Consider the following 17,495-nt stretch of genomic DNA (forward strand, 5'->3'; position numbering starts at 1 on the left):
GCGGGCAGTCGCAAAACCCGATCTCCGCTTCACACATTCATGTTTAAGCAGAGAAACCTGAACACTGTGCAACGCGGCTGTCAGAAACGCGGATATCGACGAGGCGAATGCAGGGATGCGACGAACCGCTTGCCGGGCTCCGTCATGCTCCCTATCGCACGCGCTCAATCTGCCCTGGATATCCTGTCATGCCGCATACTCTCCCGCGCCGCTCCGGCGGTCTGGCGCAAGCGCTGGGCGCCTATTTCGTCTGGTGCCTGTTCCCGATCTACTTCGCGGCGCTCCACACGGTTTCGGCTTTCGAGGTGGTGGCCTGGCGGATCCTGTTCACGCTGCCGTTCTGCCTGCTGATGATCGCGATTCTGAAGCAGGGGGCCGAACTGCGCGCCGCGCTGACCAATCCGCGCATTCTGGGCGCTCTGGCGCTGAGCGGCGTGCTGATCGGCACCAACTGGTCGATCTACGTGATCGCGGTGATGACCGGCCATGTCATCGCGGCGAGCCTGGGCTATTACATCAACCCGCTGGTCAACGTGCTGGCCGCCACGATCTTCCTGCGCGAAAAGCTTTCACGCCTGCAATGGGTGGCCGTGGCGCTGGCCGCCATCGGCGTTGCCATGCTGGCGCGCGGAGCTGTGGACACGCTGTGGATCAGCATCGGCCTTGCGCTCAGCTTCGCGGGCTATGGCCTGACGCGCAAGCTGGCCCCGGTGACCGCGCTGCCCGGCCTGACAGTGGAGACGATGGTGCTGATGGTGCCGGCTCTGGGCCTGCTGGCATGGCAGGCGATGAGCCCCGCCGGCCTGTCGATGGGCTCTTCGCCGCGGATCGACCTGCTGCTGGCGTTCGCCGGTCCGGTGACCGGCGTTCCGCTGCTGATGTTCGCCAGCGCGGCGCGCAAACTGGACTTCTCGCTACTGGGCTTCATCCAGTTCGTGACGCCGACCGGTGTGTTCTTCGTCGGCCTGATCGCTTTCCACGAGCCGCTGAAGTCCTCGCAGCTGGTGTGCTTCCTGTTCATCTGGACCGCGATCGCGGTCTTCTGCTGGGACCTGCTGAAGCGCCGCCGCGCGGCTGCCTTGGCCTCATAAGAGAAGGATTTCGCGCGGAGGCGCGGAGGCGCGGAGACGCGGAGGGAGGTTGCGTGGGCGGCAATTACCGTGCCTTTGTGCCTGCCGCCACGATGGACGGATAAAGCGGCTTCGCCGCAAGCGCGAGTTCACTCCGCGTCTCCGCGCCTCCGCGCGAAACCTTCCTCTCAGCCTCGCGCAGCACCACGCTTCAACAAGGCCTGCACGAACGCGTCGAGATCGTCGGCATCGACGTCCAGCGTCTCATCCCATTCGGCCAGCAGCGCGTCGATATCCTCGCGCTTGTAGGGTTCGCCGGGCTGGTGCTTGACCGGCGCTGCGTGGTGCGGCCAGGGATGGTCGGTGGCGTTGTTGTAAATCCAGCCCACGAAGCAGAGCGCGCCGACGTTGAACACGAACGGGACAAGATGCTCCCAGCCCCACGCCGGCGTGCCGGTCGCTCCCAGCGCACAAAGCAGCGCACAGGCGCCGCCGGGCGGGTGGAGGCTACGCGTCATCGTCATCACCGCGATGGCGAGCGCCACGGCCACGCTGCCCGCCAACCAGGGGTCGCCGATCAGCCTGCCCACGGACAGGCCGACGGCAGCCGACAGCACGTTGCCGCCAAACACCGACCACGGCTGCGCCAGCGGACTCGCCGGTACCGCGAAGACCAGCACGGCCGAAGCGCCCAGCGGCGCGACAAGGAAAGGCAGTGCGGGATCGTAACCGCTCTCCAGCAGGCGCGTCAGCGCGCCCGCGACGGCGATACCGAAAAGCGCGCCCAGCACCGCGCGAAAGGGGCCAAGGCGGCGCTTGCCGCCCACCTGGGTTGGGATGATGCTGTTCAGCGCCACGGCCGCGCGAGCCTCCTCGTAGAAACCGGAGCGGCGCCTATGAAGCAATCGCCGCCCGCGCGCCATGCGAGAGATGCTTGTCGGCGGCCAAGCCAGACTGCGCGCCGCCGACTTGCGACACCCTTGCCGTAAATTGGCCACGATCGCGTGATTGCCTGTGCGCCTGATACCAGCGACTTGCAGGAGTGCGCCCCGCATGCCCCCCACCGATTCCCCAACGGCCTCCCCTCCTGCCGTCGAACAGTCGCTCGGCGCGTTCGACCTTGCCCGTCTGCGCGGTGACGACGGCAACGCCATCACTCTCGTCCGGAAACGCTGCCCTGAAGGGAAGCCCGGCGAAATCGTGGTCTGCGCACCGGACCCGGAGGCGAACCGCCTGCGTGCCCTGCCCGATACGTACCAAGTGACCGAAGGCCTCGGGCGCGCGGAACGGCAAATCGCGCCCGGCGTCGTTGCAGACGTGCACATGGACTCGGTGACCATGCCTGGCGGCGTCGTCAGCAACCGCGTCATGGCCGGCGTGAAGATCGCCTTCTAAGCCCTAAAAAAGAGCCCGGTCCGCCAGAGGAGGCGAACCGGGCTCGTCAGGCGCCCCTCGGGAGGGAGGAGCAGGGGCGCCGTCAGCCTGATCGGAGGGGAATCAGGCGAACTTTCCAGCCTTGGCGATTTCGGCCACCGGCTTGCGGTTGCTGGCCACTTCGCGCTCCTGCAGGAATTCGGGAAGCGAGCCCTTGTCGCCCATCTTGCCCAGCGCGAAGGCGGCTTCCAGACGGTGGTCGGCGGGGATGCCCAGCGCGGCTTCGGCCTCACCGAACTTCAGGCCGGTCATACCGTGGGTGTGATAGCCCAGCGCCTGTGCCTGCAGGGCGGCCAGCGCCCACGCCGCACCGGCGTCGAAGCTGTGGCTGTGATTGTTCGAATTGCCCTTGTCCGAGCGCATCTGGCTGTCCGAAACCACGAAGACCAGCGCCGAAGCGTCCTTGGCCCAACCCTGGTTGAACTCGATCAGCTGCGACAGGAACAGGTCCCAGTTCGCATCGCCCTTCTTCGCATAGAGGAAAGTCCAAGGCTGCACGTTGTAGGCCGAAGGGGCCCAGCCACCGGCTTCGAAGATCACGTCGAGGTCTTCCTGCGGGATCTCGCTGCCGTCGAAAGCGCGCGGCGACCAGCGATCGACGATGAGCTTTTCGACCTTGGGGTGGGCAATGCGTCCGGTCATCTCGGGTATCCTTGGGAAGAGGTGGATGGGAGTGTTGAAAGTGCAGATAGCCCGTCCCGCGCCATCGGGGAATCCGGATAATTTCGACGGAACTGTTCCAGTAATCAGAAAAGACGTCTGCGCCGTGATGAACCGACCCTATGATCCGGTCTTGATCCTCCGCGCCTTTTCCGCGCGCCTTCGCGCTCTTCCACAGGAGCGGCGCTTTTTTGCCGAATCCAGTGTCTTGCGCGCCGGGGCGGCGTCCCCCACTTATCGCCCATGACTGCCAGCCGCTTGTTCGACCGCGCCGTGATCCGGCTCTCCCCCCGTGAAGGTTCCCAAGAAGACGTCGCCGATTTCCTGCAAGGGCTGGTGACGGCCGATGTGCGGAAGCTGCCGACCTGGGCGGGGCTGCTCACGCCGCAGGGCAAGGCGCTGTTCGACTTCATCGTCTGGCCTTCCGGGCACGACCTGCTGATCGACTGCGAGGCCGATGTCGCCCCCGCCTTGATCAAGCGGCTCTCCATGTACCGCCTGCGCCGGGCGATCGATATTGCGCGCGATGATTCGCTCGCGGTCCACTGGCGTCCTCATCTGGGCGACGGCGCCGCGCCGGACCCGCGCCTTCCGGCGCTGGGCGAGCGCTGGATCGCCGCCATCGACGAGACCGATCCGGCAGAACAGGAGACCGGCGCCGATGCCGAGTGGCGCGCGCACCGTTTGCGCATGGGCGTGACCGAGGGCCGTGCCGAACTGGGCGATGGCGAGACGCTCTGGCTTGAATGCAATGCCGTGGAACTGAACGGCGTCAGCTTCACCAAGGGCTGCTACGTCGGGCAGGAGAACACGGCGCGGATGAACTGGCGGCAGAAGGTCAACCGCCGCCTGATCGTGGTGCCGTTTGCCCGTTCGGACGAGAAACGCCGCCGCGCCGCCTATGAAGACCTTGGCTTTGCCGTAGACCACCTGCGGGTAGAGGCCATCGATCCGGCAGTCCGCCCCGCATGGCTGCCGCCCGAGGAAGAAGCCTGACAGCGATCAGCCCGGGCAGGCCGCTCCCGTCGCCTCCTGGATCGGATGCCCGGCATCGCACCGGTCGAGTTCGACCGCGAAGATCCGGGCCCTGAGCGGCGCACCGCGCGCATGACTGAAGCGTTCGCGATATTCGCCGCTGTCGGTGAAGCCGGTGGCATCGAGCACGCGGCGCATGGCCACGCTATTCTCGAAATAGCTGGCGACCACCCGGCGGTGCCCCAGTGCCCGCGCCTGATCGAGCAGCGCGCGAACCGCCTCACGCGCATAGCCCATGCCGCGATATCCGGGCGCGATCCAATAGCCCATCTCCACGTCGTCCTCGAACCGGCCAAGCCCGATGCCGCCGACCAACCGGGGACCACCGGGTGAACGCAAGTACATGAAGAAATGCGGCAGGCGCGGATCGCGGTCCAGCGACAGATAATCGTGCATCGCCTGCGCCGTGCGCGGCAAGGCGCTCACGCCGACATTGCGCTGAATGGCCTCGTCCGAAATGGCATCAACCAGTTCGTCGACATCCTCGGGCCAACCGGGCCTGAGGAACAACCTCTCCGTGCGGACGAACATGTCACGGCTCTCCGTTGTTTTGTCCCGCATCCGCATCATGCACGATGCGCGTTGCCGATGCACGGATTTTGCGGCGCGCCGTCGCTCCGGCGCTGCCAAATTCGCACCCGATGCGGATCGATCCCTGCTCCGGGCCGGGCTGCGGGGCGGTCTCGGTGGAGAACCGCCCCGGCGCAATGTCGCACCGAATCAGCGGGAAGCGCGGCCCTCAGGCCGCGCGGCGACGCGGGGCCTGGCGCGCCGGGGACATTCGGGCGGGCGATACGCCGCGATTGTCCGAATCGCTGTCGCAATCGCTCGGCGCATCGAATTCCAGCGCATATTCGCGCGCCGGATAGGTCATCTCGCGGCCGGTGCTGAAGCGCTCGACAATGCGGCCGGTGCGGGCAAATCCCGCCTTTTCGAGCACGCGGCCCGAAGCCGGATTGTCGATGAAGTGGTTGGCGACGATCCGCCGGTGGCCAATCGCGCGCGCCATCGACAGCATGGCCCGAGCAGCCTCGCTGGCAAAGCCCTGCCCCCAGTGGTCGCGGGCGATCCAGTAGCCAAGGTTCACTTCGCCGTGCATTTCGGAAAGACCGATGCAGCCGAGCAGGCGCGCGCCGGCGGCGCCGGGCTGGGTGACCAGCAGACGCGGCAGCAGCAGGTCCTGCGGCAGATCCAGAAAGCGCCGGGCATCGTCGGCAGTATAGGGCCAGGCCGCCCGGGAGAGATTGCGCACGACGGACTCGTCGGCGATCAGGGCCAGAAACTCTTCCCTGTCCTCAGGCCAGCCGGGCCGCAGGAACAGGCGTTCGCTGCGAATGAACATACTATGTCTCCACTCTTCAGCCCCGCTTCCTTCATAAGAAGGAGTCGTGACATTGCGATTACGCGCGCGGCCAATTGGCGGAAATCAGGCACATTTTACGGAAAAATGCGCGAGATTCGGGCCAGCTCGAAACGCGGGCGACGAGTGAGGGAGACACGAAAAGAGGGAGACGGGCTGGCCCCTCTCCCTCGTTCAGCCGATCACGAAGATCGGCAGGGCCATCCCGTCAGGATGGCCCTTTTATCGACCATCCGAATTATTCGGCGGCTTGCGCCATTACGTCTACGGAGACGTATTTACGGCCCTGCTTGCCATCGTGGAAACGCACGCGACCTTCGGCGGTGGCGAACAGGGTGTGATCCTTGCCCATGCCAACGTTCACGCCGGGGTACACGCGGGTGCCGCGCTGACGGATGATGATGTTGCCGCCGATCACTTCCTGACCGCCGAACTTCTTAACGCCAAGACGGCGGCCCGCAGAGTCGCGACCGTTGCGCGACGAACCGCCTGCTTTCTTATGTGCCATTGCTCAGTTCCTTCCGCGTTTGGCTCAGGCGACCGACACGATGCGCAGCAGGGTCATCTGCTGGCGGTGGCCGTTCTTACGACGATAGTTGTGGCGGCGGCGCTTCTTGAACACCACGACCTTTTCGCTCTTGGCCTGAGCGATGATTTCGGCCGAAACCGAAACCTTCGAGGCGTCGAGGACTTCGCCGTCCTTGCCGGCGAGCAGGATGTCGCCGAGAGTGATGGTCTCACCGGCTTCACCAGCCAGCTTTTCAACCGCGATCTTGTCTCCGGCGGCAACCCGGTACTGCTTGCCGCCCGTGCGCACAACTGCGAACATGGTGCCCTTACCTAATCTCTAATGTGTGCCCGTAACGAGCCGAAACAAACCTGCCCCGGCCGCTCGGGTCCAATGAAGAACCTTGGAGCCTTGCGGGCGACGCGCCGTTACCCCGCCTACGGACGAGGTACCGGAAAGAGTGGGTGCCGTTAGTGCAACGCCCGATTCGTGTCAACCAATGACTTGGCAGACTTTGGCCGAAACCTTGACGCGGGCCGCTGAAATGCGACTCCCACATGTCGACAACGCGCATAGCGACTCGTTTGCCGCTCGCGATTGCCGTCGCGCGTGCTATGGCACATTCATGATCCGCGCAAAAGCCCGCCTGCTGCCGCTTTTCCTCGCTACAGGTCTCGCCGCCTGCTCGTCCGCCGGCACTTATCCCTCGCTTGCCATCCGTCCGGTGGAGCGCGCGACGCCTGTCGTGCAGAATCCGTCGGCCACGCCCGTCCCCCTGCCGCCGCCCAGTGCGGATACCGTGACGCGAATCAACGGCCTCCTCGCCTCCGCCCGTGAGGCGGACAGCCAGTTTGCCGCGCGGCGCACCGCCGCCGAACGCGCGGTCTCTGCCGCCGGGTCTTCGACAGGCAGCGATTCCTGGCTTTCCGCGCAAGTCGCGGTCTCCGCCTTGCAGGCAAGCCGCGATCCCTCAATCGCGGCACTGGCCGAACTCGACACGATGTTCGCAACCGCCCGCGACGCCTCGCCCAACGAAGAATCGCCCACCACCAAGAGCATCGCCGCGGCCCGCGACGAAGTGCAGGCGTCGGTAACCGCACAGGACGAAGTGGTCTCGCGGCTCAACGCGCGACTTGGCACCTGAGATCAAGCTCTTGTCCGCCGGTCACCCCCAGCGGGCAATATCCTCGAAATCCTGCTCGCGCGGCTCGATCCAGTGCCATTGGCCGTCGCGCCGCTCGCGCTTCCAGAACCACGATTCGCTCTTGAGGTGGTCCATCGCATAATCCGCCGCGGCGAAAGCGTCGCGGCGGTGGCGCGCTGCGGCGGCGACCAGCACGATCGGCTCGCCCGGCAGCATCGTGCCGCTGCGGTGGACGATCAGCAGCCCGTCGAGATCCCAGCGCCCGCGTACGCGTTTGGCAAGATCGCACATCGCCGGCAGCGTCAGCGGTTCGTAGTGCCGCAGTTCCAGCGCCTCCACCCCTTCGCCGGCGCGCACTTGCCCCAGGAAGCTGACCACCCCGCCGGCGTGCGGCAGCTCCGCTGTGAAGGCGCCCAGCAGGGCTGCGGGATCGAAAGCGGCGGCGAGCAGGCGAACGTCGTTGCCCACCTCAGCCTCCGGAAACGGGAGGCAGAAATGCGAGTTCATCGCCATCGGCCAGAACAAGTTCGTACTTGTCCGCCACAAGCGCGCCGTTGATCGCCACCCTCACCTTTTCGCTGACGACCGCGTCGGCCAGTTCGGGCGGAAAATGCCCGCCCAGCCAGCCGATCACATCGTACCAGTCGAGCGGCGCACTGGCGGCGATATCCTCACCCGCGCACCCCGCCACGTCCTCCAGACGGCCAAGAAACACCAGCTTGGCCCGCATCCTCAGCCCCCGGTCATCGACATGTGGCGTGTCAGGGCGGGCGCGGCGCCATGCCCCTCGATAGCGAAATGGTGCCGCTCGGGCTTGATGCGCATCGCCATGTCGAGCCCGGCGTCGAGCGCGGCTTCCGGGTTCTCACCCCGCAGCGCCGCGCGCAGATCGACGCGCTCGTTGCCGCCGAGGCAGGCGTAGAGCTGGCCTGTGGCGGTCACGCGGATGCGGTTGCAGTCTTCGCAGAAATTCTCGGTAAGCGGGGTTATCAGCCCCAGCCGTCCGCCCGTCTCCGCCACATCGAAATAGCGGGCCGGGCCGCCAGTGCGGTGCGCGCTGGGCGTCAGCGTCCAGCGCCGTTCCAGATCCGCACGCACTTGGGGGAGCGGCAGGTAGTGGTCGAAGCGGTCTTCCTCCACCTCGCCGAGCGGCATGACCTCGATCAGCGTGGAATCGAAGCCTTGCGCGTGGGCCCAAGCCACGATTTCGGGAATCTCATGCTCATTCACCCCCCGCAGGGCGACGGTGTTGAGCTTGACCGCCAGCCCGGCCGCTTTCGCCGCCGCCAGCCCTTCCAGCACATCGGGCAGCGAATCGCGGTGGGTGATACGCGTGAAAGTCGCGCGGTCGAGGGTATCGAGCGAGACGTTGATCCGGCGCACCCCGGCATCGGCGAGATCGTCCGCAAACCGCGCGAGGTGCGTGCCGTTGGTGGTGAGCGTCAGTTCCTCCAGCCCATCCCCGAGCTTGCGACCGACAGCGCGGACCAGTTCGATCATATCGCGCCGAACCAGCGGTTCGCCGCCGGTCAGGCGCAGCTTGGTCACGCCCCGGGCAATGAAGCCGAGCGCCAATTTGTGAAGCTCGTCGAGCGTCAGCACATCCTTCCGGGGCAGGAAGGTCATGCGCTCCGGCATGCAGTAGGCACAACGGAGGTCGCACCTGTCGGTCACCGAAAGCCGCACGTAGGTAATGCGGCGGCGGAACTGATCGACTAGGGGCGTTCGCGCGCTCATGCCCTTGCTATAGCATTGCCCCGGCGCCGGTTCCATCCAGCTGCAACAATTGGCCGGTTATGCCTTCCGCCGCAGACAAATAGGCCGCAGCGGCGGCAATTGCCGCGTCCTCGTCGCTTTCCAGTGCATTGACCCGCAGCGGCGCATGATCGCGGGCCAGTCCCTGCACCGCCGCCAGCCGCCAACCGCGATGGGTGTGATCGGCAGGTGCGAAGACCAGAGTGAGTGCCGAGCCCGCCGCAAGCACGGCGCGCGCGCGGGGCAGAGCATCGGCATGGAACTGCGCGGCGGCATCGAGCGGGTTTTCCGCCAGTGGAGCAACGCGCAGGATCATGGCTCAGCGGCGCTGCCGGGTGAGCGTGATACCGATCTTCTCGCCCGCTTCGGCGATGGCAAGTTTGACGATCTTCACCGTCACCGCCTCGATCCGCGCGTCCTGCAGGAACAGCGTCTCGCAGACGTGATCGGCCACGGCCTCGATCAGCTTGAAATGGACGCCCTGCGGCAGCGCATCGCTGGCCGCGAACTTGAGGTCCATGTAGTTCTTGCTCTCGGTGAGCGGTGTATCGGGCGTGTAGCGGTCGATCGGCTTCATCGAGACCTGGATGGTGAAGCGCAGCGGCTGCGGCTTCCCGGTCTCTTCCGAGTAGATCCCGGTAAGAACGTCGTGTTCGAAATCGGCGACTTCGAGGATGAGCGAATCGGTGATGGGGGTCATGGCGGCGGGCTTTAGCCGTTATTCCGCCAACGTGCGAAGATTGCCGTTGGCAGCAGGCGACCTTCCCGTTCATCCTGAGCCTGTCGAAGGGCGTCCTCGCGGACCGAAAGGTCGCCATGTTCGATGGTGCCGGGCAGATCGCGGAACAGTTCTTCCATCAGCCCGGCCAGCGCGAGCGAGGACATGCGCACGGCATAGACGGTGAGGAACAGGAACTTGCTGTCGCCGTCCAGAAGCTGGCGGCAATCGGCGAGCAGGCCGGGCAGGTTCTCTTCCAGACGCCACGTTTCGCCAGTCGGCCCGCGACCGAACTTCGGCGGATCGAGGATGATGCCGTCATACCGCTTGCCCCGGCGCACTTCGCGCGCGGTGAACTTGGCGGCATCGTCGATCAGCCAGCGAACCGGGCGATCCTCCAGCCCGGCCAGCGCCGCGTTCTCGCGCGCCTGACCGACCGACTTCTTCGAGGCATCGACATGCGTCACCGGGCCATGCCCCGAAAGCGCCAGCGTGCCGACGCCGGTATAGCCGAACAGGTTCAGCGTATTGGCATCGTCGCGACCGGCGAGCATCTCGCGCATCCAGTCCCACACCGGCGCCATGTCCGGGAAGAAGCCGAGATGGCGGAACGGCGTGCACTGCGCAGTGAAGCGGACTTCGTTCCACGCCAGCGGCCAGCCATCGCGCGGCACCGGCTTGTCGAACTGCCAGCGGCCACCGCCGTCTTCGTCCGAGCCGGGCACGAATTCCCCGTGCGCGTCCCAGTTTTCAAGGCGCGGCGTCCACATCGCCTGCGGTTCGGGCCGCACGAAGCGGTAGTCGCCATAGCGTTCCAGCTTGCGGCCGTGGCCCGAATCGACAAGGCCGTAATCGTCCCAGCCCTCTCCGGCGAGGATGACGGGTTGGGTTTCCAGGCGTGCCATCAGATCTTCGGGCTCGCGTGCTGGGCCACGAAATCGGCGATCGATTCGTAATCACCGGTCAGGTCGACGCACTTCTCTTCACGCTCGAACAGGTCGCCGACGCGCGCGGGCAGGCCCGAGCGCTGGCCGGTGGCGCGTTCGACGGCGTCGGGGAACTTGGCCGGATGCGCGGTTGCCAGCGTGACGACCGGGATGCTGGCGTCGATACCCGCAGTGCGGGCGGCAAAAAGGCCGCAGGCGGTGTGCGGATCGATCAGCTCGCCGCAGTTCTCCCAGGCCCAGCGGATGGTCGATGCCATTTCGTCGGCATCGGTGCGGGCGGAGGAGAACAGCGCGGCAGCGCCTTCACGCTGCGCATTGGTCAGTTGCATGGCCTTGGTCGCTTCGAACCCGGCCATCTGCTCGGCCAGCGCCTTGCCGTCGCGGCCATTAAGGTCGAACAGCAGGCGTTCGAAGTTCGACGAGACCTGAATGTCCATCGAAGGGGCCGCGGTCGGCGTGACGGTGCCCTGCGAGTAGTCGCCCTCGGCCAATGCGCGGTGGAGGATGTCGTTGACGTTGGTGGCGACGATCAGCTTCTCGATCGGAAGCCCCATCTGCGCGGCGACATAGCCGGCGAAGACATCGCCGAAGTTGCCGGTCGGCACCGAGAAGGCGACCTTGCGATGCGGCGCGCCCAGCTGGAGCCCGGCGGCGAAGTAGTAGACCACCTGCGCCATCAGGCGCGCCCAGTTTATCGAGTTCACCGCGCCGATGGCGAAGCGGTCGGTCATCGCCTTGTCGTTGAACATGCGCTTCACGGTGGCCTGCGCGTCGTCGAACGAGCCTTCGATGGCGATGTTGTGGACGTTGGGCGCCAGCACCGTCGTCATCTGGCGGCGCTGCACGTCGGACACGCGGCCCTTGGGGTGCAGCATGAAGATATCGACTTTGGCGCGGCCGGCCACCGCATCGATCGCGGCCGAGCCGGTGTCGCCCGACGTCGCGCCGACGATGGTCAGGTTGCGCTCCGAACGGCCGAGGAATTCCTCGAACAGCAGACCCAGCAATTGCAGCGCCACGTCCTTGAACGCCAGCGTCGGGCCATGGAACAGTTCCAGCACCCACTGCTGCTCGTCCAGCTGCTTAAGCGGCGCCACCGCCTTGTGCGCGAAGCGGCCGTAGGCTTGGCGAGTCAGTTCCAGCAGGCGGTCATAGGTCAGGCTGCCCTCGACGAAGGGGAACATGATCTTCGCGGCCAGCTCGGCATAGGGCAGCCCCGCCATCGCGGCGATCTCGCCTTCCGAAAAGCGCGGCCACTCGCGCGGCACGTAGAGGCCGCCGTCCGAAGCGAGACCGGCGAGCGTGGCGCCTTCGAAGTCGAGCGCCGGTGCGCTGCCGCGGGTGCTGATATAATCCATGGGGCGCGGTTAGCCGGAGGGGGGCGAAATGAAAAGCCTGTCGTTGGGCTGACGCGCGAACAATTCCTAAAGGGGGGCGTAGTTCGGCGGTTAGTTGAATGGAGCAAAGACTCAACGGGACGCGCGGAACTGTGCCTCAAGCACTTCGTCGCTACCGCGAAGGCGGGGGCCCCGCTTCCTTCTCGCAACGCCAGCAAAGAAAAGCGGGATCCCCGCCTTCGCGGGGATGACGAAGAGAGACGTTAGAGGCCGCGAACTTTGACGCGCTTACTTCCGCCCCCGATTCACCAAGGCCAGCGCGTAGATCACCAGCGCCGTCGCCGCGAAGAAGAACCACTGCACGGCATAGGCGAAGTGGTTGTTGGGAATTTCGGAAGGGTCCGGAATGGCATTGGCCTCCAGCCCCGCAACCGGCGGCGCGGCCACCAGACGCGGGCCCGGGGCGATCACGCCGTGGAGAGTGCCGCCCGACCAGTCCCCCCCGGCCATCGGCAGGCGCGACCAGCCCAGCACGACAAGCGCCTTCGAACCATCGGCCAGCGTGCATTCGGCGGTCTGCGCCATGCCCGATTCGCCCTTGGCATTGCGACCGGCCATGCTGGAGCGATTGCCGGCGCTCACGCAGTCTATGCGGGCGCGGCGGTAGAGCAGGTCTTTCTGACCTGCCGCATCGCGCGGCCACGACACTTCGGCAGTCATCGTCTGCGCCGCGGCATAGTGCGCGAGCAGCGATTCCTTCTCGTCGAGACGGCGGAGCTGCCAGAACCCAAGCCAGATCATCAGCGCGACGGCAGCGGCGACGACCAGCGTCGGCAGGATCGGAATGCGAGGCAAGTCAGTCTTCCTTGATGCGACCCTCGCCGGCCCGGCAGCGGAATCCGGCGCCGGACAGTCCGGCTATGGCAATGCACAAACCGGCGATTACGAGCATCGCCCACCCCTGTCTCCGTCCCGCATGGGGAGCAGAGACCGAAAAGGGCAGCCGAAGCGGTGTCCGGCTGCCCTTGAGGATTCGGTCACGGGGCCGCGACCCCGTGCGAAATCGAATGATCGCCTGCGGCCATCAGTGCGTCGGGTGGCCCCAATTGCCCCAGACGTAGATCGCCACGAAGAGGAACAGCCACACGACGTCGACGAAGTGCCAGTACCAGGCGGCCGCCTCGAAGCCGAAGTGCTGACGCGGGGTGAAGTCACCCTTGTACGAACGCACGAGGCACACGATCAGCATGATGGTGCCGACGATGACGTGGAAGCCGTGGAACCCGGTCGCCATGTAGAACACCGAGCCATAGGTGTTCTGACCGAAGGCGAACGGCGCGTGGATATATTCGTAAGCCTGGATCGAGGTGAACAGCAGGCCCAGCAGCACGGTGGCCCAGAGGCCCTTCTTGAGTCCGTCGCGATCGCCATGGATCAGCGCGTGATGCGCCCAGGTGACCGTGGTGCCCGAGCAGAGCAGGATCAACGTATTGAGCAGCGGCAGGTCGAACGGATCCATCACCGCTTCGATCGCCTTTGGCGGCCACTGGCCACCGACCACCTCGGCAATAGTCGAGGGGAACAGCGAGAAGTTGAAGAAGGCCCAGAACCAGCCGACGAAGAACATCACTTCCGAAGCGATGAACAGGATCATGCCGTAGCGCTGGTGAAGCTGCACGACCGGCGTGTGATCGCCGGCGTGGGCTTCGTTGACGATCTTGGAGAACCACGAGAACATCGAGGCCAGCAGGATCGCAAGACCCAGCCACGGCACGAAAGCGCCGCCGGGCATCTTGTGCATGAACAGCACCATGCCCGAAGTGAAGGTGAGTGCACCGATCGTGGTAGCCAGCGGCGCGATGTCCGGCGGAAGAATGTGGTAATCGTGGTTCTTGGTACCGGCCATGGCGCCTTCGTCCCCGTTGCTCGAATCTGCCTGTTCGAATCTGTCCGGGGACTTGTGTCGTCCCCGTCATTTATTGTTCGTTGAAGGCCTTAACCGCCCGTCTGCTTGCGGTCCAGTGCCTTTGCATCGCTCCCCGCGTCGGCAACGCCGGTCACGTGGAAGGTGTAACTGAGCGTGATCTGCTGCACGTCCTTGTTGTCGGGGTCTTTCAGGATTCCCGGATCAACGTAGTAGATCACCGGCATCTTCACGCCCTCACCGGGCTGGAGCGTCTGTTCGGTGAAGCAGAAGCACTGAATCTTGTTGAAGTACCGCGCCGCCTGCTCGGGCTCCACATTGAAGCTGGCAGTGCCGGTTATGACCTTGTTGGAATTGTTTTTGGCCCAGAAAAGCGCCATATCGCGCTCTCCGATGGTCACCGTGTCGGTGCGCTGGAGCGGCCTGAAATCCCAGGGCATGCCCCGCTCGACATTGGCGTCGAAGCGGATCGACATGGTCTTGTCGGTCACCTGGACCATCGCCGCCTGCGCCTCGTCCACGCGGCGGGTGGTGCCGTCATACCCGGTCACCTGACAGAAGATCCGGTAGAGCGGCACCGAGGCGAACCCCAGCCCCAGCATCCCCACAGCCATCGACAGGGCGATAAACGCGATGCGACGGTTGCTGCGCGTCGCGGTGGCCGCCTGACCGGATGCCGTGTCGGTGCCCATCAGCCCATCTTCGCGATGGAAATGAAGAACACCAGTACCACGAAGGCCGCAAGACCGAGACCCAGCACCCGGTTGCGGCTCTTGCGGATTTGCTCCGGCGTGCGCGCTTCAGCCTCCTTGGTATCGGAAAGGCTGGTTTTCGAGTCCGGCTGGGTCGATTCTGTCATGCGGGATCTTTCACAGGGCGATGAAGCGATCGACCACCAGCGCCGCGAAGAGCGCGAAGAGGTAGAGCACCGAATAGGCGAAAAGCTGCTTCTCAGGCTTCATCGTATCCTCGGCGCCGCTGCGTTCGCGCAGGCCGACCCGGATCGAGAGCGCAAGGAACAGGCTGGACAGCACAAGGGCCGAGATGCCGTAGATCGCGTGCGTGCCGCCGATCCACCAGGGCAGCACGGAAAGCGGCAGCAGCAGGGCTGCATAAAGCAGGATCTGGCGGCGCGTGGCCTTCTCGCCGGCGACCACCGGCATCATCGGGATGCCGACTTTGGCGTAGTCGCTCTTCACGAAGAGCGCGAGCGCCCAGAAGTGCGGCGGGGTCCAGAAGAAGATGATGGCGAACAGCAGCACCGGCATCAGCGTGACGTGGCCGGTCACCGCCACCCAGCCGATCAGCGGCGGGAAGGCGCCGGCGCCGCCGCCGATGACGATGTTCTGCGGCGTGCGCGGCTTCAGCCAGATCGTGTAGACGACGGCATAGTAGAAAATCGAGATGGCCAGGATCGCGGCGGGCAGCCAGCCGACCGCAAAGCCCATCAGGAACACGGACGCGGCGCAAAGCACGCCCGCGAAATCGCGCGCCGTGGTGCGGTCGAGCCGGCCTTGCGGCAGCGGGCGCTTGGCGGTGCGCTTCATCCCGGCGTCAAGGTCGGCTTCCCACCACTGGTTGAGCGCGGCGGCACCGCCGGCGCCCATGGCGATGCAGAGGATCGCGGTGAAGGCGATGACGGGGTGAATGCGCTCAGGCGCGGCAAGCAGCCCGCAGAGGCCGGTGAAGATCACAAGGCTCATGACCCGCGGCTTGGTCAGCGCGATAAGATCGCGCCAATCGGCGGGGAGCGGCTTTTCGATGGTCGAATTGGGACTCGTGGTAGTCATGATTTCTGGCCCATACACCCGCAAGCGCCGCAAAAGCGAGGCCCTGCAAAAGCCGCCGCCCGCAGGCGTCGTCCCGGACCGGGTCCGGGACGACAGGGATCAGATCAGTGGTGCACCGTATCGCCGATGACGGGAAGCGTCTCGAACTGGTGGTACGGCGGCGGGCTGGTGAGCGTCCACTCAAGCGTGGTCGCACCTTCGCCCCAGTAATTGTCTTCGGCCTTCTTGCCGGCGACGAAGGCATAGATAATGTTCACGAACCAGACGCCGATGCTGACCGCCATCACCATGTAGCCGATCGTGGCGACGTGGTTCCAGTGCGCATAAGCCTCTGCATAGTCAGGATAACGGCGCGGCATGCCCTGGAGACCCAGGAAGTGCATCGGGAAGAAGATCATGTTCACGCCGACGAAGAAGATCCAGAAATGGACGTGGGCGAGGAACTCGGAATGCATCCGCCCGCTCATCTTCGGGAACCAGTAATAGAACCCGGCGAAGAGCGCGGTGACGGCACCCAGCGACAGCACGTAGTGGAAGTGGGCGACCACGTAGTACGTGTCATGCAGCACGTCATCGACGCCGCCGTTCGCCAGGACCACGCCGGTCACGCCGCCGACGGTGAAGAGGAAGATGAAGCCGATCGCCCAGACCATCGGGCTCTTGAACTCGACCGAACCGCCCCACATCGTCGCGATCCACGAGAAGATCTTGATGCCGGTGGGCACCGCGATGACCATGGTCGCCGCCGTGAAGTACATCTTCGTGTTCACCGACATGCCGGTGGCGTACATGTGGTGGGCCCAGACGATGAAGCCGACCACGCCGATCGCGACCATGGCGTAGGCCATGCCGAGGTAGCCGAACACCGGCTTCTTCGAGAAGGTCGAGACGATCTGCGAGATGATGCCGAAGCCCGGCAGGATCATGATGTAGACTTCGGGGTGACCGAAGAACCAGAACAGGTGCTGATAGAGCACCGGATCACCGCCACCGGCCGGATCGAAGAAGGTGGTGCCGAAGTTGCGGTCGGTCAGGAGCATGGTGATGGCGGCGGCGAGCACCGGCAGCGCCAGCAGCAGCAGGAACGCGGTGACCAGCACCGACCACACGAACAGCGGCATCTTGTGCATGGTCATGCCGGGGGCACGCATGTTGAAGATGGTGGTGATGAAGTTGATCGCGCCCATGATCGAGCCGGCACCGGCAAGGTGCAGCGCGAAAATGCCGAAGTCGACGGCGGGCCCGACGGAACCGGACGTGGAGAGCGGCGCGTAGACCGTCCAGCCAGTGCCCGCGCCCATTCCCGTGCCGCCCGGCACGAAGGCCGAGAACATCAGCGAGCAGAAGCCCGCCACGGTCAGCCAGAACGAGATGTTGTTCATGCGCGGGAACGCCATGTCCGGCGCGCCGATCATCAGCGGCACGAACCAGTTGCCGAATCCGCCGATCATCGCCGGCATGACCATGAAGAACACCATGATCAGGCCGTGCGCGGTGATCAGCACGTTCCACATGTGCAGCGTGGCGTTGAAGTCCGAAGGATTGTCACCCACCAGCTTGGCGAAGAAGCCCAGGTACTGGATGCCCGGCTGGGCCAGCTCAGCACGCATGATGCCCGAGACGGCACCACCGATGACCCCCGCGAAGATCGCGAAGATCAGGTACATCGTGCCGATGTCCTTGTGGTTGGTGGACATGAACCAGCGCGCGAAGAACGCCGGTTTGTGATCGTGATCCGCGTGGCCGTGCTCGTCGCCGTGGGCCTGGAAATGTTCTGCGGTGGTTGCCATGTTCGGGACCCTGTCCTTCAATT

Annotated in this window: 23 protein-coding genes; 4 read left to right on the forward strand and 19 right to left on the reverse strand. The window is 65.2% G+C overall.

What is annotated here, in order from left to right:
* Nucleotides 1–188: 188 nt before the first annotated feature.
* Complete coding sequence (gene rarD, locus AC1VVM_RS01665; protein WP_482955672.1) at nucleotides 189–1,091, forward strand: EamA family transporter RarD; 903 nt, start codon at nucleotides 189–191, stop codon at nucleotides 1,089–1,091.
* 167 nt (nucleotides 1,092–1,258) lie between these two features.
* Here the strand turns inward: rarD and AC1VVM_RS01670 are convergent, their stop codons facing one another.
* Nucleotides 1,259–1,927 (reverse strand): HPP family protein, encoded by a 669-nt coding sequence (locus tag AC1VVM_RS01670; RefSeq protein WP_482904987.1) that lies wholly within the window; start codon nucleotides 1,925–1,927, stop codon nucleotides 1,259–1,261.
* A gap of 196 nt (nucleotides 1,928–2,123) precedes the next feature.
* On the opposite strand from AC1VVM_RS01670, the gene AC1VVM_RS01675 reads away from it, so the two are divergent.
* Nucleotides 2,124–2,465 (forward strand): hypothetical protein, encoded by a 342-nt coding sequence (locus tag AC1VVM_RS01675; RefSeq protein WP_482955673.1) that lies wholly within the window; start codon nucleotides 2,124–2,126, stop codon nucleotides 2,463–2,465.
* A 102-nt stretch (nucleotides 2,466–2,567) separates the two neighbouring features.
* Here the strand turns inward: AC1VVM_RS01675 and AC1VVM_RS01680 are convergent, their stop codons facing one another.
* The gene (locus AC1VVM_RS01680) at nucleotides 2,568–3,146 is read right to left on the reverse strand and encodes a nitroreductase family protein (protein WP_482955674.1); all 579 of its coding nucleotides are present in this window, start codon (nucleotides 3,144–3,146) and stop codon (nucleotides 2,568–2,570) included.
* A gap of 261 nt (nucleotides 3,147–3,407) precedes the next feature.
* Here AC1VVM_RS01680 and ygfZ point away from each other — a divergent pair, with 261 nt between their 5' ends.
* Complete coding sequence (gene ygfZ, locus AC1VVM_RS01685) at nucleotides 3,408–4,160, forward strand: CAF17-like 4Fe-4S cluster assembly/insertion protein YgfZ (protein WP_482955675.1); 753 nt, start codon at nucleotides 3,408–3,410, stop codon at nucleotides 4,158–4,160.
* Between the two features lie 6 nt (nucleotides 4,161–4,166).
* Here ygfZ and AC1VVM_RS01690 read toward each other — a convergent pair whose 3' ends face one another.
* The 4 genes from AC1VVM_RS01690 to rplU form a co-directional block, all read right to left on the reverse strand.
* Nucleotides 4,167–4,730, reverse strand: coding sequence for a GNAT family N-acetyltransferase (locus tag AC1VVM_RS01690; protein ID WP_482955676.1), 564 nt, complete (start codon nucleotides 4,728–4,730; stop codon nucleotides 4,167–4,169).
* A gap of 208 nt (nucleotides 4,731–4,938) precedes the next feature.
* Entirely contained in the window at nucleotides 4,939–5,541 is a 603-nt protein-coding gene (locus tag AC1VVM_RS01695) for a GNAT family N-acetyltransferase (RefSeq protein ID WP_482955677.1), read from the reverse strand.
* Between the two features lie 256 nt (nucleotides 5,542–5,797).
* On the reverse strand, nucleotides 5,798–6,067 hold the full coding sequence (gene rpmA / locus AC1VVM_RS01700) for a 50S ribosomal protein L27 (RefSeq protein ID WP_132390412.1): 270 nt from the start codon (nucleotides 6,065–6,067) through the stop codon (nucleotides 5,798–5,800).
* 24 nt (nucleotides 6,068–6,091) lie between these two features.
* Nucleotides 6,092–6,388 carry a 50S ribosomal protein L21 gene (rplU, locus tag AC1VVM_RS01705; protein WP_132390410.1) on the reverse strand — a complete coding sequence of 99 codons (297 nt, stop codon included), beginning with the start codon at nucleotides 6,386–6,388 and terminating at the stop codon, nucleotides 6,092–6,094.
* A gap of 304 nt (nucleotides 6,389–6,692) precedes the next feature.
* On the opposite strand from rplU, the gene AC1VVM_RS01710 reads away from it, so the two are divergent.
* A complete protein-coding gene (locus AC1VVM_RS01710; RefSeq protein WP_132390408.1) occupies nucleotides 6,693–7,211 on the forward strand; it encodes a hypothetical protein in 519 nt (172 codons plus the stop codon).
* Between the two features lie 21 nt (nucleotides 7,212–7,232).
* On the opposite strand, the gene AC1VVM_RS01715 is transcribed toward AC1VVM_RS01710, so the two are convergent.
* The 13 genes from AC1VVM_RS01715 to ctaD form a co-directional block, all read right to left on the reverse strand.
* Nucleotides 7,233–7,724 carry a molybdenum cofactor biosynthesis protein MoaE gene (locus AC1VVM_RS01715; RefSeq protein ID WP_482955678.1) on the reverse strand — a complete coding sequence of 164 codons (492 nt, stop codon included), beginning with the start codon at nucleotides 7,722–7,724 and terminating at the stop codon, nucleotides 7,233–7,235.
* On the reverse strand, nucleotides 7,681–7,941 hold the full coding sequence (locus tag AC1VVM_RS01720) for a MoaD/ThiS family protein (RefSeq protein WP_482955679.1): 261 nt from the start codon (nucleotides 7,939–7,941) through the stop codon (nucleotides 7,681–7,683). Before AC1VVM_RS01720 ends, AC1VVM_RS01715 begins: the two co-directional genes overlap by 44 nt.
* Nucleotides 7,942–7,943: 2 nt before the next feature.
* Nucleotides 7,944–8,948: a GTP 3',8-cyclase MoaA gene (moaA, locus tag AC1VVM_RS01725; protein WP_482955680.1), complete on the reverse strand. Its 1,005-nt coding sequence runs from the start codon at nucleotides 8,946–8,948 to the stop codon at nucleotides 7,944–7,946.
* Nucleotides 8,949–8,955: 7 nt separating this feature from the next.
* Nucleotides 8,956–9,282 carry a Rossmann fold domain-containing protein gene (locus tag AC1VVM_RS01730; protein ID WP_482955681.1) on the reverse strand — a complete coding sequence of 109 codons (327 nt, stop codon included), beginning with the start codon at nucleotides 9,280–9,282 and terminating at the stop codon, nucleotides 8,956–8,958.
* 3 nt (nucleotides 9,283–9,285) lie between these two features.
* Complete coding sequence (locus AC1VVM_RS01735; protein ID WP_132390624.1) at nucleotides 9,286–9,657, reverse strand: dihydroneopterin aldolase; 372 nt, start codon at nucleotides 9,655–9,657, stop codon at nucleotides 9,286–9,288.
* A gap of 20 nt (nucleotides 9,658–9,677) precedes the next feature.
* Nucleotides 9,678–10,589 (reverse strand): class I SAM-dependent methyltransferase, encoded by a 912-nt coding sequence (locus tag AC1VVM_RS01740; protein WP_482955682.1) that lies wholly within the window; start codon nucleotides 10,587–10,589, stop codon nucleotides 9,678–9,680.
* Nucleotides 10,589–11,989 (reverse strand): threonine synthase, encoded by a 1,401-nt coding sequence (gene thrC / locus AC1VVM_RS01745; RefSeq protein WP_482955683.1) that lies wholly within the window; start codon nucleotides 11,987–11,989, stop codon nucleotides 10,589–10,591. Before thrC ends, AC1VVM_RS01740 begins: the two co-directional genes overlap by 1 nt.
* Before the next feature lie 267 nt (nucleotides 11,990–12,256).
* A complete protein-coding gene (locus AC1VVM_RS01750) occupies nucleotides 12,257–12,823 on the reverse strand; it encodes an SURF1 family cytochrome oxidase biogenesis protein (RefSeq protein ID WP_482955684.1) in 567 nt (188 codons plus the stop codon).
* Between the two features lie 229 nt (nucleotides 12,824–13,052).
* The gene (locus tag AC1VVM_RS01755) at nucleotides 13,053–13,874 is read right to left on the reverse strand and encodes a cytochrome c oxidase subunit 3 (protein ID WP_132390392.1); all 822 of its coding nucleotides are present in this window, start codon (nucleotides 13,872–13,874) and stop codon (nucleotides 13,053–13,055) included.
* 89 nt (nucleotides 13,875–13,963) lie between these two features.
* Complete coding sequence (locus tag AC1VVM_RS01760; RefSeq protein WP_482955685.1) at nucleotides 13,964–14,584, reverse strand: cytochrome c oxidase assembly protein; 621 nt, start codon at nucleotides 14,582–14,584, stop codon at nucleotides 13,964–13,966.
* Nucleotides 14,584–14,751 carry a hypothetical protein gene (locus AC1VVM_RS01765; RefSeq protein ID WP_165912231.1) on the reverse strand — a complete coding sequence of 56 codons (168 nt, stop codon included), beginning with the start codon at nucleotides 14,749–14,751 and terminating at the stop codon, nucleotides 14,584–14,586. Before AC1VVM_RS01765 ends, AC1VVM_RS01760 begins: the two co-directional genes overlap by 1 nt.
* 10 nt (nucleotides 14,752–14,761) lie before the next feature.
* Nucleotides 14,762–15,682 carry a heme o synthase gene (locus AC1VVM_RS01770; protein ID WP_132390388.1) on the reverse strand — a complete coding sequence of 307 codons (921 nt, stop codon included), beginning with the start codon at nucleotides 15,680–15,682 and terminating at the stop codon, nucleotides 14,762–14,764.
* 104 nt (nucleotides 15,683–15,786) lie between these two features.
* Nucleotides 15,787–17,472: a cytochrome c oxidase subunit I gene (gene ctaD / locus AC1VVM_RS01775; protein WP_132390386.1), complete on the reverse strand. Its 1,686-nt coding sequence runs from the start codon at nucleotides 17,470–17,472 to the stop codon at nucleotides 15,787–15,789.
* Between the last annotated feature and the right edge of the window lie 23 nt (nucleotides 17,473–17,495).

It is taken from the genome of Novosphingobium sp. BL-S-33, assembly GCF_056857025.1.